The sequence below is a fragment of the Actinopolymorpha sp. B17G11 genome, assembly GCF_040196095.1.
In the GTDB taxonomy this organism is placed as follows: Bacteria; Actinomycetota; Actinomycetes; order Propionibacteriales; family Actinopolymorphaceae; genus Thermasporomyces.
Window position 1 is genome coordinate 66,735 of record NZ_JBEFTW010000016.1, and the last position, 26,089, is coordinate 92,823.

Annotated in this window: 24 protein-coding genes; 10 read left to right on the top strand and 14 right to left on the bottom strand. The window is 69.0% G+C overall.

The annotated features are described in order from the left end of the window. Positions 1-176: 176 nt before the first annotated feature. Positions 177-1,808, top strand: coding sequence for an FAD-dependent oxidoreductase (locus ABN028_RS17735; RefSeq protein WP_349697338.1), 1,632 nt, complete (start codon positions 177-179; stop codon positions 1,806-1,808). Continuing rightward, a complete protein-coding gene (locus tag ABN028_RS17740; protein WP_349697339.1) occupies positions 1,808-3,244 on the top strand; it encodes a cytochrome P450 in 1,437 nt (478 codons plus the stop codon). The genes ABN028_RS17735 and ABN028_RS17740 overlap by 1 nt, the downstream gene beginning before the upstream one ends. Before the next feature lie 111 nt (positions 3,245-3,355). Here the strand turns inward: ABN028_RS17740 and panB are convergent, their stop codons facing one another. The 3 genes from panB to panC are packed head-to-tail and all read right to left on the bottom strand — an operon-like array spanning position 3,356 to position 6,560. Next, complete coding sequence (panB, locus tag ABN028_RS17745) at positions 3,356-4,246, bottom strand: 3-methyl-2-oxobutanoate hydroxymethyltransferase (protein ID WP_349326178.1); 891 nt, start codon at positions 4,244-4,246, stop codon at positions 3,356-3,358. Continuing rightward, complete coding sequence (gene panD / locus ABN028_RS17750; RefSeq protein WP_349326179.1) at positions 4,243-4,656, bottom strand: aspartate 1-decarboxylase; 414 nt, start codon at positions 4,654-4,656, stop codon at positions 4,243-4,245. The genes panB and panD overlap by 4 nt, the downstream gene beginning before the upstream one ends. Positions 4,657-4,658: 2 nt before the next feature. Beyond that, entirely contained in the window at positions 4,659-6,560 is a 1,902-nt protein-coding gene (gene panC, locus ABN028_RS17755) for a pantoate--beta-alanine ligase (RefSeq protein WP_349697340.1), read from the bottom strand. 364 nt (positions 6,561-6,924) lie between these two features. Here panC and ABN028_RS17760 point away from each other — a divergent pair, with 364 nt between their 5' ends. Then, a complete protein-coding gene (locus ABN028_RS17760) occupies positions 6,925-7,848 on the top strand; it encodes an SMP-30/gluconolactonase/LRE family protein (RefSeq protein WP_349326181.1) in 924 nt (307 codons plus the stop codon). Between the two features lie 201 nt (positions 7,849-8,049). Beyond that, complete coding sequence (locus ABN028_RS17765; RefSeq protein ID WP_349326182.1) at positions 8,050-8,946, top strand: slipin family protein; 897 nt, start codon at positions 8,050-8,052, stop codon at positions 8,944-8,946. An 83-nt stretch (positions 8,947-9,029) separates the two neighbouring features. Here ABN028_RS17765 and ABN028_RS17770 read toward each other — a convergent pair whose 3' ends face one another. The 4 genes from ABN028_RS17770 to ABN028_RS17785 all read right to left on the bottom strand — a co-directional run bounded on the left by ABN028_RS17770 (position 9,030) and on the right by ABN028_RS17785 (position 13,726). Next, positions 9,030-9,881 carry a phytanoyl-CoA dioxygenase family protein gene (locus tag ABN028_RS17770; protein ID WP_349326183.1) on the bottom strand — a complete coding sequence of 284 codons (852 nt, stop codon included), beginning with the start codon at positions 9,879-9,881 and terminating at the stop codon, positions 9,030-9,032. Positions 9,882-10,253: 372 nt separating this feature from the next. After that, positions 10,254-10,910: an MBL fold metallo-hydrolase gene (locus tag ABN028_RS17775; RefSeq protein ID WP_349326184.1), complete on the bottom strand. Its 657-nt coding sequence runs from the start codon at positions 10,908-10,910 to the stop codon at positions 10,254-10,256. Further along, entirely contained in the window at positions 10,907-11,992 is a 1,086-nt protein-coding gene (locus tag ABN028_RS17780) for an S-(hydroxymethyl)mycothiol dehydrogenase (protein ID WP_349697341.1), read from the bottom strand. Before ABN028_RS17780 ends, ABN028_RS17775 begins: the two co-directional genes overlap by 4 nt. A gap of 33 nt (positions 11,993-12,025) precedes the next feature. Continuing rightward, a complete protein-coding gene (locus ABN028_RS17785; protein WP_349697342.1) occupies positions 12,026-13,726 on the bottom strand; it encodes an MDR family MFS transporter in 1,701 nt (566 codons plus the stop codon). Between the two features lie 173 nt (positions 13,727-13,899). On the opposite strand from ABN028_RS17785, the gene ABN028_RS17790 reads away from it, so the two are divergent. From ABN028_RS17790 to ABN028_RS17805, 4 genes are all read left to right on the top strand, one after another. Further along, entirely contained in the window at positions 13,900-14,739 is an 840-nt protein-coding gene (locus ABN028_RS17790; protein ID WP_502877532.1) for an enoyl-CoA hydratase/isomerase family protein, read from the top strand. 10 nt (positions 14,740-14,749) lie between these two features. Further along, entirely contained in the window at positions 14,750-15,733 is a 984-nt protein-coding gene (locus ABN028_RS17795) for a class I SAM-dependent methyltransferase (RefSeq protein WP_349697343.1), read from the top strand. Between the two features lie 263 nt (positions 15,734-15,996). Continuing rightward, positions 15,997-16,197: a cold-shock protein gene (locus ABN028_RS17800; protein WP_092656270.1), complete on the top strand. Its 201-nt coding sequence runs from the start codon at positions 15,997-15,999 to the stop codon at positions 16,195-16,197. Between the two features lie 195 nt (positions 16,198-16,392). Beyond that, positions 16,393-17,109, top strand: a complete 717-nt coding sequence (locus ABN028_RS17805) for an acyltransferase (RefSeq protein WP_349697344.1) — start codon at positions 16,393-16,395, stop codon at positions 17,107-17,109. Positions 17,110-17,138: 29 nt separating this feature from the next. On the opposite strand, the gene ABN028_RS17810 is transcribed toward ABN028_RS17805, so the two are convergent. Then, entirely contained in the window at positions 17,139-17,609 is a 471-nt protein-coding gene (locus tag ABN028_RS17810; protein WP_349326189.1) for a BlaI/MecI/CopY family transcriptional regulator, read from the bottom strand. A gap of 623 nt (positions 17,610-18,232) precedes the next feature. Between ABN028_RS17810 and ABN028_RS17815 the strand changes: the two genes are divergently transcribed. Continuing rightward, positions 18,233-19,078 (top strand): M23 family metallopeptidase, encoded by an 846-nt coding sequence (locus ABN028_RS17815; RefSeq protein ID WP_349697345.1) that lies wholly within the window; start codon positions 18,233-18,235, stop codon positions 19,076-19,078. 107 nt (positions 19,079-19,185) lie between these two features. Continuing rightward, the gene (locus tag ABN028_RS17820; protein ID WP_349326191.1) at positions 19,186-19,671 is read left to right on the top strand and encodes a hypothetical protein; all 486 of its coding nucleotides are present in this window, start codon (positions 19,186-19,188) and stop codon (positions 19,669-19,671) included. Between the two features lie 6 nt (positions 19,672-19,677). On the opposite strand, the gene ABN028_RS17825 is transcribed toward ABN028_RS17820, so the two are convergent. Genes ABN028_RS17825 through ABN028_RS17850 form a run of 6 tightly spaced genes read right to left on the bottom strand, consistent with a single transcriptional unit; the run spans position 19,678 to position 26,056 of the window. Continuing rightward, the gene (locus ABN028_RS17825) at positions 19,678-20,454 is read right to left on the bottom strand and encodes a class I SAM-dependent methyltransferase (protein ID WP_349326192.1); all 777 of its coding nucleotides are present in this window, start codon (positions 20,452-20,454) and stop codon (positions 19,678-19,680) included. Then, positions 20,451-21,665 (bottom strand): D-mannonate dehydratase ManD, encoded by a 1,215-nt coding sequence (gene manD, locus ABN028_RS17830; RefSeq protein ID WP_349697346.1) that lies wholly within the window; start codon positions 21,663-21,665, stop codon positions 20,451-20,453. The genes ABN028_RS17825 and manD overlap by 4 nt, the downstream gene beginning before the upstream one ends. Further along, positions 21,662-22,606 (bottom strand): ABC transporter permease, encoded by a 945-nt coding sequence (locus tag ABN028_RS17835; RefSeq protein ID WP_349690701.1) that lies wholly within the window; start codon positions 22,604-22,606, stop codon positions 21,662-21,664. The genes manD and ABN028_RS17835 overlap by 4 nt, the downstream gene beginning before the upstream one ends. Continuing rightward, positions 22,606-23,529 (bottom strand): ABC transporter permease, encoded by a 924-nt coding sequence (locus tag ABN028_RS17840; protein WP_349697347.1) that lies wholly within the window; start codon positions 23,527-23,529, stop codon positions 22,606-22,608. Before ABN028_RS17840 ends, ABN028_RS17835 begins: the two co-directional genes overlap by 1 nt. After that, a complete protein-coding gene (locus tag ABN028_RS17845) occupies positions 23,526-24,815 on the bottom strand; it encodes an ABC transporter ATP-binding protein (protein ID WP_349326196.1) in 1,290 nt (429 codons plus the stop codon). Before ABN028_RS17845 ends, ABN028_RS17840 begins: the two co-directional genes overlap by 4 nt. Then, positions 24,812-26,056 carry an extracellular solute-binding protein gene (locus tag ABN028_RS17850; protein WP_349697348.1) on the bottom strand — a complete coding sequence of 415 codons (1,245 nt, stop codon included), beginning with the start codon at positions 26,054-26,056 and terminating at the stop codon, positions 24,812-24,814. The genes ABN028_RS17845 and ABN028_RS17850 overlap by 4 nt, the downstream gene beginning before the upstream one ends. Positions 26,057-26,089: the final 33 nt, after the last annotated feature.

Sequence of the window (26,089 nt, forward strand, 5' to 3'; positions counted from 1 at the left end):
CCCCTGCGTTCGGGGGAACGGTCTGGCAGTCCTGTGGCGCTGGGCCGGAGGGACCGGTGACTCCGCCCGTGTTCACCCCGATCAGGTGATGGTTCGACCTGCCCGGCCGCAAAGTGTGGTCGCAGGGCCGGACGGCGAGTCCGGGCCGGGGAAGGCTCTCGGGAGAGGACAGCGCCATGCGGCTCGTCGTCGACCTCACCCGCTGTCAGGGGTACGCCCAGTGCGCGTTCCTCGCGCCGGACGTCTTCTCGATGCGTGGCAACGAGTCGTTGACCTACGACGCGGAACCCGACGATCGGCAGCGGGACCGGATCCTGCGTGCGGCGGCCGCGTGTCCGGTGCAGGCGATCCTGCTGGACCGGTTGGACGGCGGTGCCGCACCGGGCGGCACGGCTGCCGTGCCAACCCGGGCGCGGAGCACCTCGACGCGGCCGCGGGTCGAACGCATCGTCATCGTCGGCGCGTCTCTTGCCGGGTTGCGGGCCGCGGTGACGCTCCGCGCGGAGGGCTTCACCGGCACGCTGACGGTGATCGGTGACGAGCGCCACGCACCCTACGATCGTCCGCCACTGTCGAAGCACGTCCTGACCGGCCGGGTCCCCGCGCAGCGGACGAGCCTGCCGCGGACCGAGGGGATCGACGCGCGGTGGATGCTCGGCAGCCCGGCCGCGCGCCTGGACATCGGGGCGAAGGAGGTCGTCCTCGCGGACGGTCGGCGTGTGGGCTACGACCGGGTACTGATCGCGACCGGCGTCCGCGCCCGGCCCTGGCCGAACCCGACAGAGGCGGCACTCGACGGTGTCTTCGTCCTGCGTACCCGCGACGACGCAACTGTGCTCCGGCGGCGCCTCGGGGCGGAGCCTCGCCGGGTCCTCGTGATCGGCGCCGGCTTCACCGGCTCCGAGATCGCGTCGGACTGCTGTGATCTCGGCATTCCCGTCACCGTCGCCGAACGCGGACCGACCCCGCTGGTCGGCGCGCTCGGCGGCGTGATCGGCGCAACAGCGGCCAGGATGCAGCGCAAGCATGGCGTCGACCTGCGGTGTGGCGTCACAGTCACGGCCCTCGAGGGCGATGCCGACGGCCGGCTGCGCAGGGCGAAGCTCTCCGACGGCAGTGTGCTCGACGTCGACGTGGCGGTAGCGGCACTCGGCGCCATCCGTAACGTGGAGTGGCTTCACGACTCAGGTCTCGCCGCCGGAGCGTGGGGCGTGGCCTGCGACGCCGGCTGCCGGGCGTTCGACGTCAACGGGCTGGTGACCGACGACGTGTTCGTCGCAGGTGACGTGGCGCGGTTCCCGCACCCCATCTACGACTACCAGCTACTCGCCCTGGAGCACTGGGGCAACGCGGTCACCCAGGCCGAGGTCGCCGCGCACAACATGCTCAGCGCCGAGACCGAACGCTGGCCGCACCTGTCGCTGCCGGTGTTCTGGTCCACGCAGTTCGGGATCGAGATCAAGTCGGTCGGCGTACCGACCTACGCCGACGAGCTGGTCATCACGCAAGGTGCGCTTGACGGCGACGGCTTCGTCGCGGCGTACGGCTACCAGGGCCGCATCACCGCGGCGGTCTGTTTCGACCAGGCGAAGTGGCTGGACTTCTATGCGCGGCTGATCGAGCGGCGAGCGGCGTTTCCGCCGGACTTCCATGCCGTCGACCAACCGGACACGCTGGCGCCCGTCTCCGCCGAGATCCCGGACCAGACCCTGCCCAGCCACGTCGCCACCGTGCTCGTCACCGGCCACCAGCCGAGCGACCGGCGGGCGACGCTGGTGCACGGTGGCGAACCGTCAGGGGGCCTGTGATGGAGCGGAGCGTCTTCGACCGGATCCTCGATCCCGCCAACCGGCCCGATCCGTATCGGTTGTACGCGGAGCTTCGCGAGATACCGGTACGCCGGGAGGCCGACGGGACCTACGTCGTCAGTACGTACCGCGAGATCGTCGACCTGCTCCACGATCCTCGGGTCAGCTCGGACGAGCACGCCGCCCGCTGTGCGCCGGGATCGGCCCCGGAGGACGAGCAGGTTCCTGACGACGAACTGGCACCGGACGACGAGCTGACGGAACCGGAAGCCGGGACCGCCTCGGGACAGGAGGACGAGCACCTGGCGAGCTTCATCCGCCACGATCCGCCCGAGCACGACCGGCTCCGCGGCCTGATGGCGCGGCACTTCGGCCCTCCCCACACTCCCCGGCGGATCGACGACATGGAGCCGGAACTCGTCGAGATCGTGACCGGCCTGGTCGACGACTTCCCGGCCGCGAGCGACGGTTCCGCCAGCAACCAGGTGGACCTGGTGGACGCGTTCGCCTATCCGTTCCCGGTCACGGTGATCTGCCGGCTGCTCGGCGTACCCACCGAGGACGAACCGAAGTTCCGGGTGTGGACCGCGGCGCTGCTGGAGTCCATCGGCCCGCGCGGTGGGGAGAGGTCCGAGGCGTCCGACCTGCGGCGCAAACGGATCGAGGCGGTCGCGGAGCTGGAGCGCTACCTCGGCGGGCTCGCCGACGTACGCCGCGACCGGCCGGGCGACGACCTCCTGTCCACGCTGGTCGTCGAGGAGGTCGAACGGGGTCGGATGACCCGCGCCGAGCTGCTCAGCAACGCCGCGCTGCTGCTCTTCGCCGGCCACGAGACCACCGTGAACCTGATCGCGAACGGGATGCTCACCCTGCTCCGGCACCCCGACCTACTCCGGCGCCTGCGCAACGAACCCGACCTCGGGATCTGGGTCGTCGAGGAGCTGCTGCGCTACGAACCGCCCGTGCACTTCCTGCCCGAACGGGTCGCCCTCGCCGACATCGACGTCGGCGGTACGACGATCCCGGAAGGGGCGGCCATCACGTTGGCCCTCGCCGCAGGTAGCCGTGATCCCGCGCACGTGCGGGACCCGGACCGCTTCGACCCGGACCGCTTCCATCCGGACCGGTACGGCGAGGACCGCGCAGGCACCGAACATCTCGGGTTCGGCGGCGGGATCCACTACTGCTTCGGTGCTCCGCTCGCCCGGCTGGAAGCGCGGGTCGCGTTGACCGCGCTCGCCCGCCGGCTCGAGAACCCCCGCCTGGCCGCGGATCCGCCGTCGTACCGTCCGAACGCGGTTTTGCGTGGCCCGCGCCACCTCGAAGTGGCGTACGACCGGTTGCTCGCCGCGCAGCCGGCGGAACCGTGGCCAGGTGTTCCCCAAGCCCGCCGACCGATCGAGGAGGCTGCCGACCAGGCGGCGCGTCCCCGTTGAGGGTGTCAGCTTTCCGCATGAGGCGTCCCTTCATGCGAGGCGGTTCTGCGTGAGGGCCGCCCTCATGCACAACGACGGCGCGCCTGCGAGCGCAGGGACCTCGCCACCAGGTCAGCCCGGGGCGGACCGGGCCCACGGCAGTGGCGGCCGCCCGTCGAGCAGGCGGCGGAGCTCGGCACTCTCGTCCGGATCGATCGGGTACCCGTGCTCGGGACCGGGGAACACCCGCCCGCGGACGTCGGCGGCATAGGCGGCCACGCCCGTGGTCATCGCCTCACGGACCCCGGCGTACCGCTTCACGAACTTCGGCGTGTGCCCGGTCGAGATCCCCAGCAGGTCGTGGAAGACCAGCACCTGGCCGTCGGTGGCTGGCCCCGCGCCGATCCCGATGACAGGTACGTCCACCTGCTCCATCAGGATCTCCGTCACCGCCGACGGGATCGCCTCGAAGACCAGCGCGAAACACCCGGCGTCGGCCAGCGCCCGAGCCTCCGCCGCGATCCGCGCCGCACTCGCCGCCGTCCGCCCCTGCGCCTTGAACCCGCCGAGCAGCCCGACCGTCTGAGGCGTGAGGCCGACGTGGCCCATCACCGGAATCCCGGCACGGACGATCGCGCGGGCCCGGTCGACCGACGTACCACCGCGTTCGATCTTCACCGCGTCGCAGCCGGCCTCCTTGACGAGCCGCTGAGCATTCTCGATCGCCTGCTCGTCGGAGCGTTCGTACGAACCGAACGGCAGGTCGCCGACCAGCAACGGAACCGTGAGCCCCCGCCGCACGGCCGCCGCGAGGACGAGCATCTCCGTCATCCCCACCGGCACGGTCGAGTCGTGGCCGAGCACCACCATCGCGGCCGAGTCGCCGACGAGCACCACGTCGACGCCGGCCTTCTCCACGACCTGCGCCGACGGATGGTCGTACGCCGTCACCATGACGATCGGCTCGCCGGCCGCCTTCATCTCGGCGAGCCTGGGAATGGTCACGCGAGTGCGGGCGGTCATCGCGGATCACCTGCCTGCGACGCAAGGGGCGAGCCCAGGAGCGCCCCGGGATCGGAGTCCACCCGGGCGATCGTGTTGGCGGCATCGACGTGGACCACGACGGGCTCGTGAGCCCAGACCTCGTCGGAGGAGAAGCTCCCGAACGACGCCACGATCACCCGGTGACCGATCTCCACGAGACTCGCGGCGGCGCCGTTGACCTGCATCGTGCCCGAGCCCGCGGGACCGGCGATCACGTACGTGACGAACCGGGCGGCGTTGTCGACGTCCCAGACGTGGACCTGTTCGTGGGGGAGCAGGTCCGCCGCCGCCATCAGCTCGGCGTCGATGGTGATGCTGCCCACGTAGTCGACGTCGCATCCGGTGACAGTCGCCCGGTGGATCTTGGACTTCAACAGCGTGCGGTGCATCGTCAGTCCTCCGCTTCGTTCGGGCCGGTATCGGTGGTGCTTGACGTGGTGGTGGTCTCGGAGAGGGTGATCACGGTGTTGTCGATGAGCCGCGCCCGTCCGACCCGGGCGGCGACCGCGACGAGCACCGGTCGTACGCCGAACTTCGCTGCCGCCGTGAGGTCCTCGGCGTCGCGGGCCTCGAGGTACTCCGGCTCGACGCCCGCGTCGGCGAGGATCTTCCGGCCAAGGGCGAGCGCCGGTTCGGTCGCGCTCTCACCCGCCAACGCCGCGTCGCGGATAGCCGTGAGGGCCCGGTTCAACGCGAGCCCCCGGGTCCGCTCGGCGGGGTCGAGATAGACGTTGCGCGAGCTCATCGCGAGGCCGTCGGGCTCCCGTACGGTCGGCACGACGACGATCTGCACGCCGAACTCCAGGTCGCGCACCATCCGGCGGATGACCACCGCCTGCTGGGCGTCCTTCTGGCCGAAGAACGCGACGTCCGGCCCGACGGCGTTGAGGAGCTTGGCGACGACGGTCGTCACGCCACGGAAGTGCCCGGGACCGCGCCGGCCTGGAGCGCCGCACAGCACCTCGGTGAGGCCACCACCGACCTCGACCGTCGTGGCGTACCCGTCCGGGTAGACCTGCGCGGCGTCCGGCGCGTAGACGACATCGGCACCCGCCTCGCCGGCCAGGCGTACGTCCCGTTCCTCGTCCCGCGGATAGCCGGCGAGGTCCTCGCCCGCAGCGAACTGCGTCGGGTTGACGAACAAACTCATCACCACCACGTCGCACCGCGCTCGGGCGGTCCGCAGCAGGGTGAGATGACCTTCGTGCAGGGCGCCCATCGTCGGCACGAGCCCGATCGTGTGGCCCTCCCGGCGCGCCGACGCCAGCGCGGTGCGGAGTTCCTCGCGGGTACGGATGATGCGGGGGGTGCTCATCTGGGTACCTCCAGCGGAGTCAGGTCGAAGGCCGCCCAGGCGACCTGTGGTCGGTGCCGCCGCGCGGTCGGCGAGGGCCCGGGTGTGCGTGGTGAGCAGGTCGTAGAGCGGCCGGAGTTCTGGTGCGTGGGCCTGGAGTGCCTCGACGTGCCGCGCCACAGTGGTGTCGTCACCGCGGGCGACGGGCCCGGTGAGGGCAGCACCGCCGAACTCCGACCAGTTGGCGACCGTCTGTCGTACGAGCGGTGCGAGAGTCGCCCGCGCGTCCGCCACGCCGGCACGGGCCAGCAGGTCCGCCGCCGTCTCCTCGAGGGTGACGAGGAAGTTCGACGCCATGACGGCCGCGGCGTGGTAGAGGGCGCGATGCTCCTCGGCGACCGCGAACGGCGCCATCCCGAGCCGGCGGGCCAGGTCCTCGGCCACCGCCGCCGCGGCCCCCGTCGCGCCGGCGACCGCGCACGGAACGCCGGTGAGGTCTGCCCCCGCCCGCGGGATCGTCTGCAGGGGGTGGAGCGAGAACGCCTGTGCGCCCACGACCGCGGCGAGGACATCGAGGCCGGACGCACCACTGACATGCCCGACGTACGCCGGTCGGCTGGGCGCGGGCGTCGGCTGGGCGGCGGACGTGGGCTGGGCGGCGGACGTGGGCTGGGCGGCGGACGTGGGCTGGGCGGACGTCGGCGGACCGGCGCTGGGTGGGGAAGCCTCCGTTTGGGTGGAACCTTCCTGGATGGCGGCTGCGAGCGCGTGGGCGAGGTCTGGAATCGCCCGATCCGGCACGCAGATCAGGACGATCTCCGCTGCCGCCGCTTCGTGGAGGCGATCGCGTCCTGCGACGCTGACCGCGAGCCCGGCGGACCGGGCGGCATGAACGACAGAACCGCCGACCCGGCCGTTGCCGATCACAACAATCCGGCCAAACTCGGACGAGGCGCGGGACAGCGCCCGCGCGTCTCGGTCCCGTTCCAGTTCTCGCATCGGAGATACCAGACGGCTTTCGGTATGGGGCCCCGTCAGGGCCATACGGTGTGGCTACCCTCACGGCGGCGAGGGCATGCCGGTGTGCCGCCTGCGCGGCACCGTCCGCGCCTGGTTGGCCAGGTCGCGGCGCACCGAAATTATAGGCGTCCGCCGTACCACCTCCCGAGTTTCGTCCCTGACACCCGCCGGAGGTGATCATCCCGTCCCCCGGAGAGCCGGTCACCACCGAGCGCCGAGTTCTCGCGCCCGGCGAGCCTGGATCGGCCGTCGTACCCTCTCGCGCCGGAAAGGTAGGGCCCGCTAGCGTCCGTGACGGTGCCTTTTGCCCCGCGTGGTGCCCGTCCGAGCTGGAGGTTTTTGCATGTCCGACGCGTCCCCGACCTTCGAGATCCTCGATGAACGTTTCGCCTCATGCGTCAAGACCAGTGCCCGACTCGAGAAGCTCTACGAAGGGTGCCGGTGGGCGGAGGGGCCGGCCTACTTCGCGGCGGGACGCTACCTCGTCTGGAGCGACATTCCGAACGACCGCCAACTCCGGTGGGACGAGACCAGCGGCAAGGTCGGCGTCTTCCGCACGCCGGCGGGGTTCTCCAACGGCAACACGGTCGACCGTCAAGGCCGCCTTGTCAGCTGCGAACACGGCAACCGGCGCGTCACCCGGACCGAGCACGATGGATCGGTCACCGTCCTGGCGGACACGTTCGAGGGCAAGCGGTTCAACAGTCCCAACGACGTCGTGGTCCGTTCCGATGACTCGGTGTGGTTCACCGATCCGGCGTACGGCCTCGACAGCGACTACGAGGGCCACCGGGCGGAGAGCGAGATCGGCGCCTGCCATGTCTACCGGTGGGATCCCGCGACGGGGGAGGTGCGGATCGTCGCCGACGACTTCGTACGCCCTAACGGGCTGGCCTTCTCGGTGGACGAGCGGCGCCTCTACATCTCCGACACCGGTGCCACGCACGCGGCCGACGGGCCGCGACACATGCGCGTGTTCGACGTCTCCGACGATGGTGCGTCGCTGTCGGGAGGTGACGTCTTCGCGGTGTGTACGGAGGGCCTCTTCGACGGGTTCCGGCTCGACGACGGCGGCCGCATCTGGGCCAGCGCGGGTGACGGTGTGCACTGCTACGACCCGGACGGCACCCTGATCGGCAAGGTGCTGGTGCCCGAGACCGTCGCCAACGTGGAGTTCGGCGGCCCACGGTGCAACCGGCTCTTCATCTGCGCCACGACGTCGCTCTACGCCGTACTTCTCCCGGTCAACGGCGCCCCACGCCTCTAGGAGCTGAGCTCGCCGACGCCGCCAGCCACGTCAGGAGTGCCTGCGAGTGCCGGTGGAGCCCGCGCGGAGTCCGGCTGCGTCTCCGGCCGCAATGCGGTGATTGCCGTGAAAGTACCGGCGGAAGCGAGCCTGAGCGCCGGCGATACCCGAACCCCGTCATAGGCTTGGGGGTGGAGGCAGGTTGCTGACGAGGAGGTCAGCATGGCGCTCGCGATCGTCCTCACGGTCTTGGCGTTCGTCGTGGTCGGGCTCGCGGCCAGCGTCCGCGTCGTACGCCAGATCGAGCGAGGCGTGGTGTTTCGTCTCGGCCGGGTCCAGGACCACCTGCGGACCCCTGGGGTGACGGCGATCATTCCGGTGGTGGACCGGCTGCACAAGATCAACATCCAGGTCGTGACGATGCCAGTGCCGGCCCAGGAAGGCATCACTCGCGACAACGTGACCGTGCGAGTCGACGCGGTGGTCTACTTCCGCGTCGTGGACCCGATCCGGGCCTGCGTCGAGGTGCAGGACTACACGTTTGCGGTGGCCCAGGTCGCGCAGACCTCCCTGCGTTCGATCATCGGCAAGAGCGAGCTCGACGACCTGCTGTGCAACCGTGAGCGGCTCAACGAAGGGCTCGCGCTGATGATCGACAGCCCGGCCGTCGGGTGGGGAGTCTCGATCGACCGGGTGGAGATCAAGGATGTCGCCCTGCCGGAGACGATGAAGCGGTCGATGTCACGCCAGGCAGAGGCAGAGCGCGAGCGGCGGTCGCGGATCATCACCGCCGATGGGGAGTTCCAGGCTTCGAAGAAGCTTTCGGCGGCCGCGGGTGCGATGTCGGACACGCCGGCCGCGCTCCAACTACGACTGCTCCAGACGATCGTGGAAGTCGCAGCGGAGAAGAACTCCACCGTCGTCCTGCCGTTCCCGGTGGAACTCCTGCGTTTCCTCGACAAGGCAGCGGGCGGTCTCGTCGAGCAACGGTCCAAGGGGGCTGACACCACAGCGAACGCGCTCGAGAAAGGCGCACATGTGCCCCGACCGTCGCAGGAGCGCACACGGACGGGGGAAGCCGTGACGGAGCCGGCGCCAACCTCGCGAGGGACTGGATGAGGGCGCCCCTCAAGCGAGCGCCCGTTGGATGAGGGCCACCCTCACACCAGAACGCCGAGACACCGACGCCCCGGACCGCACTCCTACCAGGGGTCGGCGCCGAGCAGCCTGCGTCCGAGTGACGTGAGCGGTGCGGGTTGCGTACGCGCCTCCTCGATCCGGCGCGGGTCGCCGGGGAACGGTGACCCGCCTTCGGTCGGTGCCCGGTTCTCCCGCCACACGGTGACACGGTGGTCGCGGTAGTCCTGCTTCTCGTCGTCCGTGGGTGCGGGACCCATCGAGATGTACTGTGCGAGCCGCGGTCGGTCGGAGGTGTTGTGTCCGTTTCCGTGCGGTAGCAGGTTGGTCCAGATCACCATGTCCCCGGCACTCAGCGGGATCTTGGTGACCTCGTAGCCGGAGAGGTCCGGCACCCGTGAGCCGTCCTTTGGTGGATGGCGTTCGAGGTAGCCGGCGAGATCCTGGTAGATCTCCGGTACGCACTGGAAGCCACCCATCGCCTCGTCGGTGTCGACGAGCGCCAGCACGCCCTGCACCCGGAACGGCACGTCGGGGTACGCCGCGATGTCGGCATCCCAGTGGATGAATCCCTTGTGGTCGTAGTCCGGATGGTCCGGATGCACCGGCGGCTTGAGGTTGGCCCGGTCGAGACTCACCCACAGCCGCTCGGTGCCGAAGATCTCTGCGAAGACCGCGTGGACCCGTTCGTGCTGGCGCGTGTTCCACATCGAGGCGTAGTGGTACATCTCGATCATGCCGGTAGGGGCGACGATGCCCTTTGCGTACCACGACTCCGGGTCGTCGGGCCGTGCCCCGGTGTGCCGCCAGATGTCGGCGACGACTGCTTCCGTCGCCGCGCGCGGTACGACGCCTTGGACGACGACATAGCCCTGCGACTCGATCGTGGACCGCAGGTCGGTGCTGAGCTGGCTCATGCGCACTCCTCCGCTGGCGCGTTCCCTCTGCGCCTTCCGAGTCTGGCAATGCCCGTACGTCGTCGCCATCGGCCAGCGCACGGGCGGCCGCCTTCGGCCGCGCAAGGGAAAGCTCAGGCGCTTTTGCAACTGGGGCGCTTCTGGCACCTGTGGAGGTCCGGGGGAGCAGCTGCTATCGCACAGACAGCCCACCCGGGATAGCTGCCGCGGTGGGCGCACCTGCAGACCAATGACCACGTTGGGTATGCCTGTGGCACCTGGAACATGCATCGACGCCTGGCACAGGTTCACAGGCATACCCAGCGTGGTCATTTGCGGCGCAGGCCGGCAGCATCAGCGCGTTGGTGTCAGGCCCGCGGGCCGCCCCGCCTGTCACCAGCCGCGGGCGATCCACTCCTGCAGGTGCGGGATCTCCGAACCGACCGTCGTCGTGTCACCGTGCCCGGTGTAGACGACCGTCTCCAGCGGCAGCGTGAAGAGTCGGTCGCGGATCGACGCGATGATCGTCTCGAAGTCGGAGTACGAACGACCGGTCGCACCGGGTCCGCCGGCGAACAGCGTGTCACCGGTGAACACCGCGTCGAGGTCACGTGCCCGCAGGCTGACACTGCCGGGGGAGTGGCCGGGGGTGTGGAGGGCGCGGATCTCGACACCGGCGACGGTGAACCGCTGGTCGTCGGAGAGCTCGCCGCCGGGTGCCATGTCGGGATAGACCGTGTCCCACAGCATCCGGTCGCCCGGGTGCAGCCAGATCGGCGCCTTCGTGGCGTCCCAGAGATCCCCGGCGGCGCTGATGTGGTCGTTGTGTCCGTGCGTACACACGATGGCGGTCACGTCGCGGTCGCCGACCGCGGCGAGGATGGCCGGAGCGTCGTGGGCGGGGTCGACGACCAGCACCTCGCTGTCGTCGCCGACCAGCCAGACGTTGTTGTCGACCTCCCAGGTGCCGCCGTCGAGGCTGAAGGTCCCCGACGTGACCACCCGATCGATGCGCGCCCCGCCGGCGCCGGAGATGCTGGGCGTGCTCACTTGATCACCACCACGGAACGCAGGACCTCTCCGGCGTGCATCTTGTCGAAGGCCGCTTCCACCGCGTCGATACCGATCTCCTCGCTCACGAAGGCGTCCAGGGGGAGCCGTCCCTGACGGTACAGGTCGATGAGCATGGGGAAGTCGCGGGAGGGCAGGCAGTCGCCGTACCACGACGACTTGAGCGCGCCGCCACGGCCGAAGACGTCGAGGAACGGGAGTTCGATCGTCATGTCCGGGGTGGGTACGCCGACCAGGACGACGGTGCCGGCCAGGTCCCGTGCGTAGAACGCCTGCTTGTAGGTCTCGGGCAGGCCGATCGCCTCGATGGCGAGGTCGACGCCGTTTCCGCCGGTGAGCTCGCGGATCCGCTCGACCGCGTCCTCCTGCCGGCCGTTGACGGTGTGGGTGGCGCCGAGCCCCTTGGCCCACGCGAGCTTGCGGTCGTCGACGTCGACCGCGATCACCGTGGTCGCTCCACCGAGGACAGCGCCCGCGATCGCCGCGTCGCCCACGCCTCCGCAGCCGAAGACGGCCACCGAGTCGCCGCGCTGGACGCCGCCGGTGTTGAGGGCGGCGCCGAGGCCGGCCATGACCCCGCAGCCGAGCAGCCCCGCGACGGTAGCTGGCGTCTGCGGGTCGACCTTGGTGCACTGGCCGGCGGCCACCAGCGTCTTCTCGGCGAAGGCGCCGATGCCGAGGGCCGGCGAGAGCGGGGTGCCGTCGGCGAGGGTCATCTTCTGGGTGGCGTTGTGGGTGGCGAAGCAGTACCACGGCCGGCCGCGGCGGCAGGCCCGGCACTGGCCGCAGACGGCCCGCCAGTTCAGGATCACGAAGTCGCCGGGGGCGACGTCGGCCACGTCGTCACCGACCGCCTCGACGATCCCGGCCGCCTCGTGTCCGAGCAGGTAGGGGTAGTCGTCGCCGATGCCGCCCTGCTTGTAGTGCAGGTCGGTGTGGCAGACCCCGCACGCCTGGATGCGAACCAGCGCCTCGCCTGGGCCCGGGTCAGGCACGTGGATGGTCTCCAGGGTGACAGGGGCGTCCTTCGCTCGGGAGATGACAGCGGTGACCTCGGGCATGGGGGCACTCCTTCGGGCCTCGGGCCGGCGACGTTACTCGTGCTCGGGTGGGATCCTTCCAGCATTGGGCCATGCGTGGGAAGGGTGGTGTCGACACTCCGAGATCGCTCCGCCACCGGGGGTCTCCACGCCACCGGAAAGGTCGACCGCTACCGGAACCCGTCCCCGCAGCGGCACCTCCTTCACCGCGAGGAGGGCGAAGAACGCCAGCAGCACAAGGGGTACGGCGAGCAGATAGATCCGGTCCAACCCGAGCGTGAACCCCTCCCGGATCGCCGTACGCAGCGGTTCGGGCAGGGCACCGATCTCGGCAGGTGTACCCAGGTGCGAGGACAGGGAGTCCTCCGACGGCGCCCGGGCACCACGCCTGGCCAGGACCTCGGGAATCGACGCGGTGACGCCCGAGGTCAGGATCGCGCCGAACAACGCCACGCCGACGGCCCCTCCCATGGAGCGGAAGAACGTCGACGACGACGTGGCGATGCCCAGGTCGCGGACCTCGGAGGTGTTCTGGACGGCGAGAACGAGCACCTGCATCGTCAGGCCGAGCCCACAACCGAAGACGGCCATGTAGGCGCAGACGGCCACCAGGTCGGTGTCCGCGCGCAGGGTCGACAGCAGGGCCGACCCGGTGGCGACGAGGAGCAGCCCGACCAGCGGGAAGACCTTCCAGCGCCCCCACCGGGTGATCGCGCGGCCGCACACCATCGACACCGACAGCATGCAGATCACCAGCGGGATGGTGAGCAGGCCCGAGACGGTGGGGCTCTTCCCGCGAACGACCTGGAGGTACTGCGGAAGGTAGATCATCGCGCCGAACATCGCGACCCCCACCAAGAACGCCGCGATCCCGGTGAGGCAGAACGTCGGACTGCGGAACAGCCGCGGCGGCAGGATCGGCTCGGTCGCCCGTCGCTCGACGAGCACCGCAAGGACCAGGCTCACCAGGCTCACCAGCACCAGCGCGGCGGACCATGGCGAGACCCAGGCGAACTCCTGTCCGGCAAGGGAGAGCAGCAACAGCAGTGCCGACGCCGACGCCGTGATGAACATCGCACCGAGCCAGTCGATCCGGGTTTTCCTTCGTACGAACGAAAGATGCAGGGTCTTCTGCAGCACCAGGGAGGCGACGACGGCGATCGGGATACCGACGTAGAAGCACCAGCGCCAGCCCGGACCGTCGACGAGGAAACCGCCGATGAGTGGACCGGCCACGGTGGCGACGCCGAACGACGCACCGAGATACCCGGCATAGCGACCGCGCTCTCGAGGGCTCACGATGTCGGCCATGATCGTCTGCGACAGGGCGATCACGCCGCCCATGCCTACGCCCTGTGCGGCGCGGGCGGCGATGAGTTCGCCCATCGTCTGCGAGAGGCCGGCGAAGAGCGAGGTCACGACGAAGACCGCGATCGCGATCTGCATGAGCGGTTTGCGGCCATAGAGGTCGGAAATCTTTCCCCACAAGGGGGTTGAGACCGTGGTGGTGAGGAGAGTGGCGCTCGCGACCCAGGCGAGTTGGTCCTGGCCGCCGAGATCGCCGACGATCGTGGGGAGGGCGGTGCCGACGACGGTCGCTGAAAGCGAGGTGACGAAGAGGCACAGCAGAAGGGCCCAGACGATCTCGATGATCTGCTTGTGGCTGAACGAAGGCCGTTCAGTGCTTTGTGGAGTTGTGCCAGATGTAGTTGTGGTGGGCGGTTCTGACGCAGGTTGTGAGCCGGTCGCGCTCATCCGGTGGTCAACGCTCCTGTCGTGAGGCGAAAGCGATCTGGCCCACCCAAGAATATACTTGCCACATACAACTGTCTCGTCTCGTACCGTTGCTGGCCTCGCGCCGGAACACGGCTCGGCGGATGGTCCGCGAAATGGACAATGCGTCCGCCGCGGGAGCTAGGCTCGCCGCGATGCCGGATCCGGACAACGAGAGGAAGGCTTCGCGCGTGGACGCATTCGTACGCCTGCAGGTCGACAACGGCATCGGCACGATCAGGTTGGATCGACCGCCGATGAACGCGCTCGACACGGCGATGCAGGAACAGATCCGGGCGGCCGCTGCCGAAGCCACCGGGCGTGCCGATGTCGCCGCGGTTGTTCTCTACGGAGGCGAGAAGGTGTTCGCCGCCGGGGCGGACATCAAAGAGATGATCGACATGTCCTACTCCGACATGGCGATCCGGTCCCACGGGCTCACGTCGTCGTTCGACGCGGTGGCGCGGATTCCGAAGCCGGTCGTGGCCGCGATCAACGGCTACGCACTCGGCGGCGGCTGTGAGCTTGCTCTCACCGCGGACCACCGGGTGGCGGCGAGCACGGCCAAGCTCGGCCAGCCTGAGATCAAGCTCGGCATCATTCCGGGCGCGGGCGGCACCCAGCGACTTGCCCGCCTGGTGGGACCGGCCAAGGCGAAGGACCTGATCTTCACCGGGCGTCTCATCGACGCTCAGCACGCTCACGCGATCGGGTTGGTCGACGAGGTGGTCGAGACCGATCCAGCTGCCGAACCCGACACGGCGGGCGCGTCCGTCTACGCCGCCGCGCGGGCATGGGCGGCCCAGTTCGTCGGCGGGCCGGCGCAGGCGTTGCGGGCGGCCAAGGCCGCGATCGACCACGGCCTCGACGTCGACCTCGCCACCGGCCTCGAGATCGAACGCCAGAACTTCGCCGCGCTCTTCGCGACCGAGGACCGCCGGATCGGCATGTCGGCGTTCGTGGAGAAGTCCACACCGACCTTCACCGGACGCTGAGGAGGACCCGATGGCACGCTCCGAGCACTCGAGGTCCACGGGCGGTCCCACGCCCAATCCCAACCCCAACGCCAGCGCCGAAGAGGTCGAGGCCGCCTGGGGCGATCCCAAGCTGGCCAACGTCCTCTATCACGACTGGGAGGCGCAGACCTACGACGACAAGTGGTCGATCTCGTTCGACGAACGCTGCATCAGCTATGCCCGCGACCGGTTCGTCGCCGTCGCGGGTGCGGCCGGCTGGCCCTACGCGACGTCGCTCGAGGTCGGCTGCGGCACCGGCTTCTTCACGCTGAACCTCAAGCAGGCTGGCGTTCTGGACGCCGCGCGCGTCACGGACCTCTCGCCCGGCATGGTCGAGGCGACCAAGCGCAACGCCCGCCGGCTGGGCTTCGAGGTCGAGGGCCGGGTTGCCGACGCCGAGGGTCTGCCCTACCCCGACGAGACGTTCGACCTCGTGATCGGGCACGCGGTCATCCACCACATCCCCGACGTCGAGGAGGCGTTCCGCGAGATGCTGCGGGTCCTCAGACCGGGGGGCCGGTTCGTGATCTGCGGAGAGCCGACGCGGTACGGCGACCGCGTCGCCCGCAAGCTGTCCCAGGCGACCTGGTGGGCGGCGACGCGGGTGACCCGGCTGCCGGCCCTGCGCGAGGCGTGGGCGCGGCCCCAGGAGGAGCTCGACGAGTCCTCCCGGGCCGCCGCGTTGGAGGCGGTCGTCGATCTGCACACCTTCGATCCCGACACCCTCGCGCGGATGGCCGCGCGGGCGGGCGCGGTGGACGTGCGTACCGTCACCGACGAGCTGACCGCGGCATGGTTCGGCTGGCCGGTCCGCACCTTCGAGCACGCGGTCAAACCGGGGCGCCTGGGGTGGGGCTGGGCGAGCTTCGCCTACCGCAGCTGGCGGCGGCTCTGCACGGTCGACAGGTGGTTGAAGCCACTCGTCCCGGACGAGTTGTACTACAACGTGTCGATCACCGGCGTACGACCTTAACGGGAGATTTCGTGCGCTACCGGTCAAACAGGGACCATGGTCACAGGGCGCTCACCCGTGGTACCGTCCTCGGCGGTCGTTCGTCGTTTCGACAAGACGTACGTCGAAGTGTGCAATGTGCGCCGGTGACAGCCTCCTGTGACCGGCCGCGTCAAACTCTTCGTCCGCGGGATTCGACACGCGGGGATAGGACCCCCGTGGCGACTCGGTGCTCGTGAGGTTCGGGCACTGCACCAACGTCTCCGCGAGGGGAAATCAGGAACATGGCGCAAGGGACCGTCAAGTGGTTCAACGCTGACAAGGGCTTCGGCTTCATCTCCGTCGACGGCGGTCAGGACGTCTTCGTCCACTTTTCCGCGATCGTCGCCGACGGCTACCGCAGCCTGGACGAGGACCAGCGGGTGGAGTTCGACGTCGTGCAGGGCCCGAAGGGTCCGCAGGCCGAGAACGTCCGCACTGTCTGACCACGTTCGCGTGATCTGAGTTAGGCCACCAGAGGAGCAACTGCTCTTGGTCAAGGGCCCGCGGGATTCCTTCCCGCGGGCCCTTGCTCATCTCGGCTGCTCATCTCGGCACCCGTCGAAGCCGAACCTGCTTTTGGCACGACGCACTCGTGTCGGGTGCACGTGTGGCGTGCCGGCGTCGTAGGGTCGGATGCCGTGCGATGCCGCGTCCGAGATCCGCGCCAGGCCAGGTTCCTCACCCTCGCCAGCCTGCGTTGGGTCATCCGCCATCGCGCCTTCACGCCGTACCACCTGGTGCGCTACTGGCGCTTTCTGCTGCTGCGGATCAGGCATCGCGGTGTCATCACCGAAGGGTTCGTTTTCCTCGGTCGGCGGGTGGATCTGCAGGTACGCAAGGGATATGGACGTCTGGTGCTCGGGCGCTTCGTCCACCTGGGCGACGGCACCAGATTGCACGCCCACGAGGGAACGCTCCGGGTCGCAGACAAGTGCGTGTTCGGCCGCGACGTGACGGTCAACTGTTATCTGGACATCGAGATCGGCGCCGCGAGCCTGATCGCGGACTGGTGCTACGTCGTCGACTTCGACCATGTGACGAGTGACCTCGCCGCTCCCATCAAGGACCAGGGCCTCGTCAAGTCGCCCGTACGCATCGGGCCGAACTGCTGGCTGGGAACGAAGGCGACGGTTCTCCGCGGAAGCTTTGTCGGGACGGGTGTCGTGGTCGGCGCACACGCGGTGGTGCGCGGCGAGATACCCGACTACGCGATCGTCGCTGGTGTGCCGGCGCGCTTCGTGAAGGACCGACGTGCTGTCCACGCGGCGGAGGCGAGTCACCGGGAGTATCTCGAAGGTCTGGCCCGGGGCGCGGAAGAGGCGGCGGCGAAGGCCCGCGGGGTCGGCGGACCGTAGGTCGCTCGCCGTGGGCTGGGCACCGCGGGTCAGGGCCGGGTGGCGCCGTGGTCCGCAGGGCCGCTGACGGTGGGGTCGTGGAGGGTCGGGTCGTTGACGATGGTCTCGTGGACGGTGGTGTCGGAGTCCGTGCTCCCGTTCGGTGCGGGCAGGACGACCCGCAGCGCATCACGAAGCGCGTCTGTCTGGTCCGCGTTCATCGCCTCGATGAAGTAGACGAGGGCGGCCGCCGGATTCTCCGCCGCCGACCACGCCTCGTGCATGAGCGCGGCGGTGTAGGACTCCCGGGACATGACCGGCGAATAGCGGTAAGCCCGACCATTGGTCTCGCGGCGCAACCACCCTTTGCGGAAAAGCTTGTCGAGAACGGTCATCACGGTGGTGTGGGCGAGACTCCGGTCAGGCAGCAACGCTTCCCGAACCTCGCGCACCTGAACCGGGTGGTCGGCCGCCCACACGCGCAGCATTACCTGTTCTTCGAGCTGTCCAAATCGGGGCATCCCGCCATCCTTTCCCGCAGGTTGGGCGGAAATGTGTCGGAGACACCTCGGATCATCGGGCAGAGATCCGACGTGTCCTTGATGGATAACGTCCGAGTGCTGTGATCCGTGTCACGCCACAAATATTGCTCCTACGGATCATCGTACGGATGCTCGCGGGTTCGACGCCGATTCGTACTTCGCGGATAAATCCCGTTATCGACGCATCCCGCCAACCAGGCATGGACGAACTACCTAGCCCGGCCAGGCGTGACATTGCACCTGCGTGAATTGCGGCCGCGGCTTTTCGGTGCCGCGGCGCTCGACTTTAACGCACGTATTTCCACTCCGACTACGAGCGGGAATCGTAGGTGCGCACCAGCGCAGGGCTGGCATGGCGAAAAGTCCTCTGTTAGGACTGTCCGCGGCCGGTGAGCGGAATTCGGCACCAACGTCGGTGTCGACGTGCGTGCATCTCTTCTCTCACCCGGCCAGAGAAACAGAGTCCGCCTGGGCGCCTGCACACCGGGGGCGCGGTCGAAGACCGCCGATTCATTGGCGACCCCACGCCCACCGCTGGGCACGGCACATTTCGTCTCGAAAGGGCGAACAGGTGTGCCGTCTACGTTTTCGAGGTAACCGTTGTGGAGTCCTTCTTGCGGCGTATTCGCACTCTGTGGACATTTCGTTGGCGCAAGATTCCGTTGACGATGGTGGCGACGGCACTCGCGGTGTGCGGTGCCGGTGTGGGAACGGCTGTGGCGGTCGGTGGAACGTCCGCGACACCGCAGCCGGCCGCTGCCTCGGGCACGGGGGAACGTGCCGCGGGGGCGGATGTCCACCTCGCCCGCGATGCTGCTCGCGCCCGGGCCGCTCGCGAGCGGGCCGGACGTTCGAGGGCCGACGCGAAGCATGCGGCATCCAAGGTCGCGGCGAAGACGGCCGCGGCGAAGAAGGCGGCAGCGAGGAAGGCGGCAGCGAGGAAGGCGGCAGCGAGGAAGGCCGCGGCGAAGAAGGCGGCAGCGAGGAAGGCGGCAGCGAGGAAGGCTGCCGCGAAGCGTGGGGCGGTGAAAGCGGCCAGGAAGCCTGACTGGGTCCTTCCGGTGGAGTCGTACCACCTCACCGGTCGCTTCGGGGCAAGCGGAAACCGTTGGGCGTCGTCGCACCACGGACTGGACTTCGCCGCGCCGAGCGGCACACCCATTCGCGCGGTGGGCTCGGGAGAGATCATCGCGTCCGGGTGGGACGGCGCCTACGGCAACAGGATCAAGGTGCTGCACCCCAACGGCACCGTCACGCTCTACGGCCACATGTCACGCTTCGAGAGGTCATCCGGCAGCGTCGACGCCGGCACCGTGATCGGCTACATCGGCGCGACCGGCAACGCGACCGGACCACACCTGCACCTCGAGGTACGCCCGGACAACGGTGGTCTCTACGACACGATCGATCCGGAGGACTGGCTGGAGGACAAGGGCCTCGACCCGTAGGCCACGCGGAGTCCCCGGAGGTGGTCGGTTCTGACATCTGACGCGTCGCGAGGGTCCGTGAACCGGCTTGGTGCCCTACCCTCGAGGTGTCGTCGAGGGGAGCGGCCGTGCCGGACAACGCGCGCAGCACCACAGCAGACAGCAACGTGTCAGCAGAACCCACCACCGCCGAACCAGCGCCCGCGCCTGACGAGGCGGCGCAGGAGGCTTCGGCGGCACTGTCACCGTCAGCACCGTCACCGTCAGCACCGTCATCGGGGCGTGCGGACGGCCGGCGTACGCCGGGGGACCGGAAGCGCCCGACCGGCTCTCTGGTCGGGAAGGTGCGCGAGATGGTGGCGACCGTGGTCTTCGCGGTCGCCGTGCTGGCGGCCCTCGTCATGGCGCTCGGCGCGATCCTCACGGCGTTGGAAGCCAATCAGGACAACGAGATCGTGGCCGCGGTCCTGGGCTTGGCGGGCCGGCTCGACGGGCCGTTCGCAGACGTCTTCACCTTCGCCGACGCGATGAAGCAGACCCTCGTCAACTGGGGGATCGCCGCGGCGGTCTACCTCGTCGTCGGACGCGTCGTGGAGCGCGTCGTCCGCCCCTGACCGTCCTCAGGAGGAGACGTTCGCGACCGACAGCAGGTCGAGCGCGGCGTCGAGGTCGGCGCCTTCGCCGATCCCGGCTCGCAGGTGAAAGTCCTCGTCGACGAGGCTGGTGACGAAGGCCGCCAGCTCGGGCGACCAGTCTTCGGGCGGATCGGCGAGCTGGGCCTTGACGAGGTCGCCGTGTCGGTGCTCCCAGGCGAGGATCCGTTCGCCGTGGTGGAGACCGGCGACCGTCGTCGACTCGAGCCCGGCTCGTTCCAGCAACGCGCGAAGCTCACTGCCGACGAGCTCATGTGCGTGGCAGATGTTCCCCGGTGGGAACGTCAACCGGTTCGGTGTGGAGAGCACGATGCGCCCGCCTGGCCGGGTGACGCGGACGCACTCGGCGAGGAACGCCGGCTGGTCCCACAGGTGCTCGATCGTCTGCAGGCTGACCACCGCGTCGAACACGTGCGAGGCGTACGGCAGCGCCACGAGGTTGCCCCGCAGCACCGGGACGTCCGGATAGGTCCTGCGCACGTGTGCCGTCACGTCCGCGTCGTAGTCGAGTGCGGCCACCCGGGCTCCGGTCGTACGCCGTAACAGGTCCGCGCCGTAGCCCTCGCCAACACCCGCGTCGAGCACCCGCCAGGACGGTCCCGCCCCCGCCGCGAGGAACTGCTCCGCCACCCAGTGGTAGACCACCTCGTGTCGGCGGAACCAGTAGTTCTCGTGCCAGATGCCAGGCATGGTGCGTTCACCTGTCAGTGGCAGCGCGTCGGGGGAGGCCATGAGCCCGCTCACCAGCTGTGCACGGTGCCGTCGGTCAACCGGTTCACCGGAAGGTAGGCCGGTTGGTACGGATAGCGGGCCGCGAGCTTCTCGTCGATGTCGACGCCGAGCCCGGGTTCCTCACCGGGATGCAGGTAGCCGTCGGCGAACCGGTAGCTGTGCGGGAACACCTCGTCGGTCACCTCGGCGTGGGGCATGTACTCCTGTAGCCCGAAGTTCGGGATGGCCACGTCGAGGTGGAGCGCCGCGGCCATGCACACGGGCGACAGGTCGGTCGCTCCGTGCGAGCCCGACCGCACGTGGTAGAGCGCGCAGTAGTCGAAGATCCGCCGCAGGTGGGTGATCCCGCCCGCGTGGACGACCGTCGCGCGGACGAAGTCGACGAGTTGTTCGGCGACCAGATGCTGGCAGTCCCAGAGCGAGTTGAAGACCTCGCCGACGGCGATGGGTGTCGTCGTGTGCGTCCGGATCAGCCGGAATCCTTCCTGCAGCTCGGCCGGGACCGGATCCTCCAACCAGTGCAGGGCGTAGTCCTCGACCCGCTTGCCGAGCCGCGCCGCCTCGATCGGCGTCAACCGGTGATGGACGTCGTGCAACAAGGTGAGATCGGGCCCGAACCGGTCTCGGACCGCCTCGAAGAGCTGGGGAACGTGGGTGAGGTACCGCTGGGTGGACCAGGTCGCCTCGACCGGGCGCGCACCGGCACCGGCGGGTTCGTACGGCGTCGAACCCTTGTGCACGCCGTACATCTTCTCGATGCCGGGAATGCCGCACTGCACCCGGACCGCGCGGTAGCCGAGGTCGACCAACCGCGCCACGTCGTCGACGGCCTCAGCCACCGACTCGCCGTTGGCGTGGCCGTAGACCGTGACGCCTTCGCGGCTGCGGCCGCCGAGGAGTTGGTAGACGGGCAGGCCGGCGAGCTTGCCCTTGACGTCCCACAAGGCGGTGTCGACGGCGGCGATCGCGGCCATCGTGACAGGACCGCGCCGCCAGTACGCGCCCTTGTAGAGGTACTGCCAGGTGTCCTCGATCCGCTGGGCGTCCCGTCCGATCAACAGGGGGCAGACGTGGTCGCGGAGATAGCTCGCGACGGCGAGCTCGCGTCCGTTGAGCGTCGCGTCACCCACGCCGGACACGCCGTCGTCGGTACGAATCTTCAGGGTGACGAAGTTACGGCCCGGACAGCTGACGATGACACTGGCGTCGACGATTGTCGTCATTTCGGCGGTGCTTCCTTGACCTCGGCCACGAGTTGCGTGGGGTTGACGAACCTCAGGGCGATCAGGAGGAGGACCAGCATCGACCCGGTGTAGATGACCGCCATCGCGTCGACGGACTGCTGCGCGCGGATTCCCGCCGCCGAGATGGAGTAGTACAACGCCACGACCAGGGTCTCCGACCCTGGACCTGCGGTGAGGAAGGTGAGTTCGAACATCCCGACAGACCGCACGAGTACGAGGATGCACGAGGCGAGGATCCCCGGTGCGAGCAGGGGACACAGGATGCGGATCAGGACGTCCCACGTCGTCGCTCCACACATTCTGGCCGCGGCCTCGATGTTGGGGTCGATCTGCTCGATGAACGGCGTGAGCACCAGGATGAGGAACGGCACCGAGGGGACGAGGTTGGCGAGCACCACACCGATGAGCGTCCCCGCCAGGTGGTACTTGTAGAGCGCCGTCGCGAGCGGCACGCCGTAGGTCATCGGCGGGATCACGATCGGCAGCAGGAACGCCAACATCACCAGGCGCTTGCCGGGGAAGTCCCGCCGGGCCAGCACGTAGGCCGCCGGCACCCCGATCAGCGCCGACAATCCCACGACCGCGGCGGAGACCTCCAGCGTCACCAGGAGCACGTACAGCAGCCCGAACTCCTCCCACGCCTGGGTGTACCACTGCGTGGTCCAGCCTTCCGGGAGCCAGGTGTCGAACCACCGGGTGGCGAAGGAACTCGCCAGGACGGCGCCGAAGACGCCAACCAGGTTGACGAGGAAGAAGCCGACGATGCCGAGGACCAGCCAGCCGAGTGGACTGGCGACGAGCCGGCGCCGCTCGCGCTGGGGCGGGTGGAAGTCGGAGCGCTGTTGACGCCGGGCGGAACGGCGTTCGGAGCGCTCCCGGCGCGCCGTGGCGCGGATCGCTGCCGTACTGCGCGTGACCATCACACCCGTCCCCTCGTCGCACCGCGGTGGAGCCGGGAACGCCAGACGAGGATCGCCGCGATGACGACGAACTCCACGCCGCCCATGACCATCGTGATCGCCGCCGCCATGGTGTAGTCGTACTGCTCGAACGCCGCCTGGTAGGCGGCGATGGCGATGACGCGGGTCTCCCCGGCGGGCTCACCGACGAGCACGGCGGAGGGGAAGACCGAGAACGCGAGAACGAAGTTGAGGCAGAACACGATCGCCAGCCCGGGCGCGAGCAGCGGCAGCGTGACGTGGCGGAAGCGTTGCCAGCGACCGGCACCGAGCGTGGCGGCGGCGCGTTCGAGTGTCGGGTCGATGCCGGTGAGATAGGAGAGCGTCAACAGAAAGGCGAACGGGAAACCCGTGATGACGAGGGAGAAGAACACGCCCCAGTAGTTGTGGATCAGCTGCAGGGGTTCGTCGATGAGGCCAAGCGTGCGCAGCGTGCGATTGAACCACCCCGTCGGCCCGAGGTAGGTCAACAGCCCTTCCGCGGTAAGGACCGTGCCGAGGGTGACGGGCACGACGAGCAGCGTGGTGAGCGACCTCTTCCCACGGAATCGACCGCGCAGCCGGTACGCGACCGGAACGGAGGCGAGGACGTTGACTGCCGTCGCCGGGATGGCCAGCCACAGTGTCGTGGCAACTGTGTCGCGCAGGTGCCGGTCTGCCCAGAACCGCGCGAAGTTGGCGAACCTGCCGCCGGTCTCCGGCTGGAACGACAGCCCCACGCCATAGAGGAACGGATAGACGAACAGCACACCGAAGAACAACGCGGCGGGGATCAGCAGGAGCAGCACCCGGTCGATGCCGTGCTCGGCCAGCCGGTGGCGAAGGGCCGGCTTGCCGCCGGTGTCGTCGTCCACATCGATGGTCAGCTGCTCGTCGTGGGTCACCGGTGGCGTCCTCGGGGCGTGTCATCGCGGGTCCCCGACGGATAGACCAGGAGGCGTTCCGGCCGGATCGTCACCTGAACCCGGTCGCCGGGCGCCAACCGGTGCGGGGTCAGCAGGTGGATCCGGGTGCCGTCCGGTGTCCGACCTTCGACGGCGAGTTCGCGTCCCTGGTATTCGCAGACCTCGACGCGGACTTCGATGCCGTTGTGGACGCCCCACTGGTTGGTCGGGGATTCCACCCCGGGTGCGCCCGGGGGAGAAGTCGGAACGTCGCCGGTCTGGCCCTGGCCGGCCTCATGCCCAGGCGAGGATCCCTGCCCCTGACGGCCTTCGGGGGACGGCGCCCGTTGGGCTCCCCACGCGGGTTGTGGACCGCGCGGATCGCCGCCCGGCCGGACGACCACCAGGTCCTCGGGCCGTGCCATCGCGACCACCGGGTCGCCGACCGTGAGCCGGGCCTGTGCGGCGCCATGCAGGGCCCATCCGTTTCCCGCCACGAGGACACCGCCGCGCCCGTCGATCGCGTGGACCCGTAGCTCGAAGTCGTTGCGGTAACCCATGAAGTTGGCGACGTAACGGTTGGCGGGCTGGCTGTAGAGCTGCTCCGGCGTGCCGATCTGCTGTGTGCGCCCCTCGCGGAGAACGACCAGCCGGTCGGCGAGCGACAACGCCTCCTCCTGGTCGTGCGTGACGTAGATCGTCGTCAACCCGAGCCACTGGTGGAGCCCGCGGATGTCGGTACGCATCTCCAGCCGGAGCCGGGCATCGAGGTTGGACAACGGCTCGTCCATCAGCACCAGCGCGGGTTCGAGCACGATCGCCCGTGCGATCGCCACCCGCTGCTGCTCGCCGCCGGAGAGTTGGTCGGGCAGCTTGTTCGCGTGCTCCTCCAGGCGTACGAGCGCGAGGGCGTCGTTGACCCGGCGCTTGATCTCCGCGTCGGGAATCTTGCGCATGGCAAGGCCGAAGCCGATGTTCTTGCGTACGGACATGTGCGGGAACAACGCGTAGTTCTGGAACACCATCCCGAAGCCGCGCCGCTCCGAAGGAACGGTGTCGATGCGTTCGGCGTCGAGCCAGATCCGGCCGCCGGAAAGCGGCAACAGACCGGCCAGGCAGTTCAGCGCCGTCGACTTGCCGCACCCGGACGGGCCGAGCAGGGCGATGAACTCGCCCGCCTTGATGGTGAGGTTGAGCCGGTGGAGTGCGGTGTAGTCACCGAACCGGCGCGACACGCGTTCGAGGGTCAGTCCTTCGAACCCGTCGGTCCGAGCGTCGGTACTCATGACTCCTTGACTTTCGACCCGCCGATGAGGCGGTCCCACTTGTCGAACGCCTTGACGAGTGCGTCGGCGTCGAGCGGTGTCTCGGTGGGGTGGTCGGCGATGAGCTGGTCGTATTCGGGGCGGCCGAACTCCTCGAGGATCTTTCGGCTCGCCGGCGGTGCCATGTCGAGCGTCACGCCCTTGACCGCCGCACCGAACAGGAACGTGCCGTCGTCGTAGATCTTCGCCTGCTGCTCCACGCTCAGCATGTGGTCGAGCAGGAGCAGGATCGCCGCCTGTTTCTGCACGGAGACGCCGTGGGGTACGACGGCGTAGTGGGCGTCGGTGATCCAGTGGAAGCCGTCGAGCGCAGCGATCTCGACTTCCTTGGGCACCGTGCCCAGCACCCTCGGGTTGATGTCCCACCCGGTCGTCGACGCGATGAGGTCGACGCTGCCGTTGCCGAGGTTCTTCATCGTCTCGGTCGTACCGGACGGGTAGTACTCGATGTACTTGTCGAGTTCCTTCAGGTAGGCCCAGGTCCTGTCCCAGCCCTTCACCGGGTCTTTCGGGTCCTTGTCGCCGAGGATGTAGGGCAGACCCATCAGAAGCGTCCGGCCCGGACCGGAGTTGGCGGGTCGGGCGTACATCATCCGGCCCGGGTGTTCCTTCGCCCACGCCAGCAGTGCGTCGGCGTTTGTGGGCGGACTGGGGACCTTCTCCGGGTTGTACTCCAGCAGCGGGCCGGACGGGTCGTACATCACGACGGCGCCGTAGCCCTGGGCCAGCCACTGCATCTTGCTCGCCGCGGGGAGATAGTCGTTCATGTGTGTCAACCGCATCTGGTGTTTGGGCACCAGTGGCATCCAGAGGTCCTGGGAGATCCCGGCCGCCAGGCCGTCGTTGCCGGTGAGGACGAGATCGATGTTGACCCGCCCGGCGTCCTGCTGGGCCCTGATCTTGCCGGTGAGCTCGGGCGCGGGTGACTTGGAGTAGGTCACCCGGCTCACGATGTCCGGGTTCTCCTCGACGAACTCGTCGATCATCGGTTGGGTGAACTGCAGGTCGCCGGCGACGTCGAGGATGTTCAGCGTGACCGGCTGGGCCGGCTTCGCGGGAACCTCGACCTCCCTGCCTCCCGTCATACTGCTGAAGCCCGCTCCTGGTGGTGGCGCGGGTGCGCCGCAGGCGATGAGCACGAGAGCCGCGCCCAGTCCTGCGGCGACGTACCGAACTGCACCACTCACGATGGCAGCCTTCATGGCAGCGTCTCTCCTTCGCCGGCGAGCATTGCG

What these genes read in the sequence shown, in the direction of transcription:
- panB (WP_349326178.1), bottom strand. Translation starts at nt 4,246, where the DNA reads ATGACCGCCCGCACTCGCGTGACCATTCCCAGGCTCGCCGAGATGAAG.
- ABN028_RS17740 (WP_349697339.1), top strand. Translation starts at nt 1,808, where the DNA reads ATGGAGCGGAGCGTCTTCGACCGGATCCTCGATCCCGCCAACCGGCCC.
- ABN028_RS17835 (WP_349690701.1), bottom strand. Translation starts at nt 22,606, where the DNA reads ATGGTCACGCGCAGTACGGCAGCGATCCGCGCCACGGCGCGCCGGGAG.
- ABN028_RS17790 (WP_502877532.1), top strand. Translation starts at nt 13,900, where the DNA reads ATGCCGGATCCGGACAACGAGAGGAAGGCTTCGCGCGTGGACGCATTC.
- ABN028_RS17850 (WP_349697348.1), bottom strand. Translation starts at nt 26,056, where the DNA reads ATGAAGGCTGCCATCGTGAGTGGTGCAGTTCGGTACGTCGCCGCAGGA.
- ABN028_RS17795 (WP_349697343.1), top strand. Translation starts at nt 14,750, where the DNA reads ATGGCACGCTCCGAGCACTCGAGGTCCACGGGCGGTCCCACGCCCAAT.
- ABN028_RS17780 (WP_349697341.1), bottom strand. Translation starts at nt 11,992, where the DNA reads ATGCCCGAGGTCACCGCTGTCATCTCCCGAGCGAAGGACGCCCCTGTC.
- ABN028_RS17765 (WP_349326182.1), top strand. Translation starts at nt 8,050, where the DNA reads ATGGCGCTCGCGATCGTCCTCACGGTCTTGGCGTTCGTCGTGGTCGGG.
- ABN028_RS17785 (WP_349697342.1), bottom strand. Translation starts at nt 13,726, where the DNA reads ATGAGCGCGACCGGCTCACAACCTGCGTCAGAACCGCCCACCACAACT.
- panD (WP_349326179.1), bottom strand. Translation starts at nt 4,656, where the DNA reads ATGCACCGCACGCTGTTGAAGTCCAAGATCCACCGGGCGACTGTCACC.
- ABN028_RS17810 (WP_349326189.1), bottom strand. Translation starts at nt 17,609, where the DNA reads ATGCCCCGATTTGGACAGCTCGAAGAACAGGTAATGCTGCGCGTGTGG.
- manD (WP_349697346.1), bottom strand. Translation starts at nt 21,665, where the DNA reads ATGACGACAATCGTCGACGCCAGTGTCATCGTCAGCTGTCCGGGCCGT.
- ABN028_RS17735 (WP_349697338.1), top strand. Translation starts at nt 177, where the DNA reads ATGCGGCTCGTCGTCGACCTCACCCGCTGTCAGGGGTACGCCCAGTGC.
- ABN028_RS17845 (WP_349326196.1), bottom strand. Translation starts at nt 24,815, where the DNA reads ATGAGTACCGACGCTCGGACCGACGGGTTCGAAGGACTGACCCTCGAA.
- ABN028_RS17760 (WP_349326181.1), top strand. Translation starts at nt 6,925, where the DNA reads ATGTCCGACGCGTCCCCGACCTTCGAGATCCTCGATGAACGTTTCGCC.
- ABN028_RS17800 (WP_092656270.1), top strand. Translation starts at nt 15,997, where the DNA reads ATGGCGCAAGGGACCGTCAAGTGGTTCAACGCTGACAAGGGCTTCGGC.
- panC (WP_349697340.1), bottom strand. Translation starts at nt 6,560, where the DNA reads ATGCGAGAACTGGAACGGGACCGAGACGCGCGGGCGCTGTCCCGCGCC.
- ABN028_RS17770 (WP_349326183.1), bottom strand. Translation starts at nt 9,881, where the DNA reads ATGAGCCAGCTCAGCACCGACCTGCGGTCCACGATCGAGTCGCAGGGC.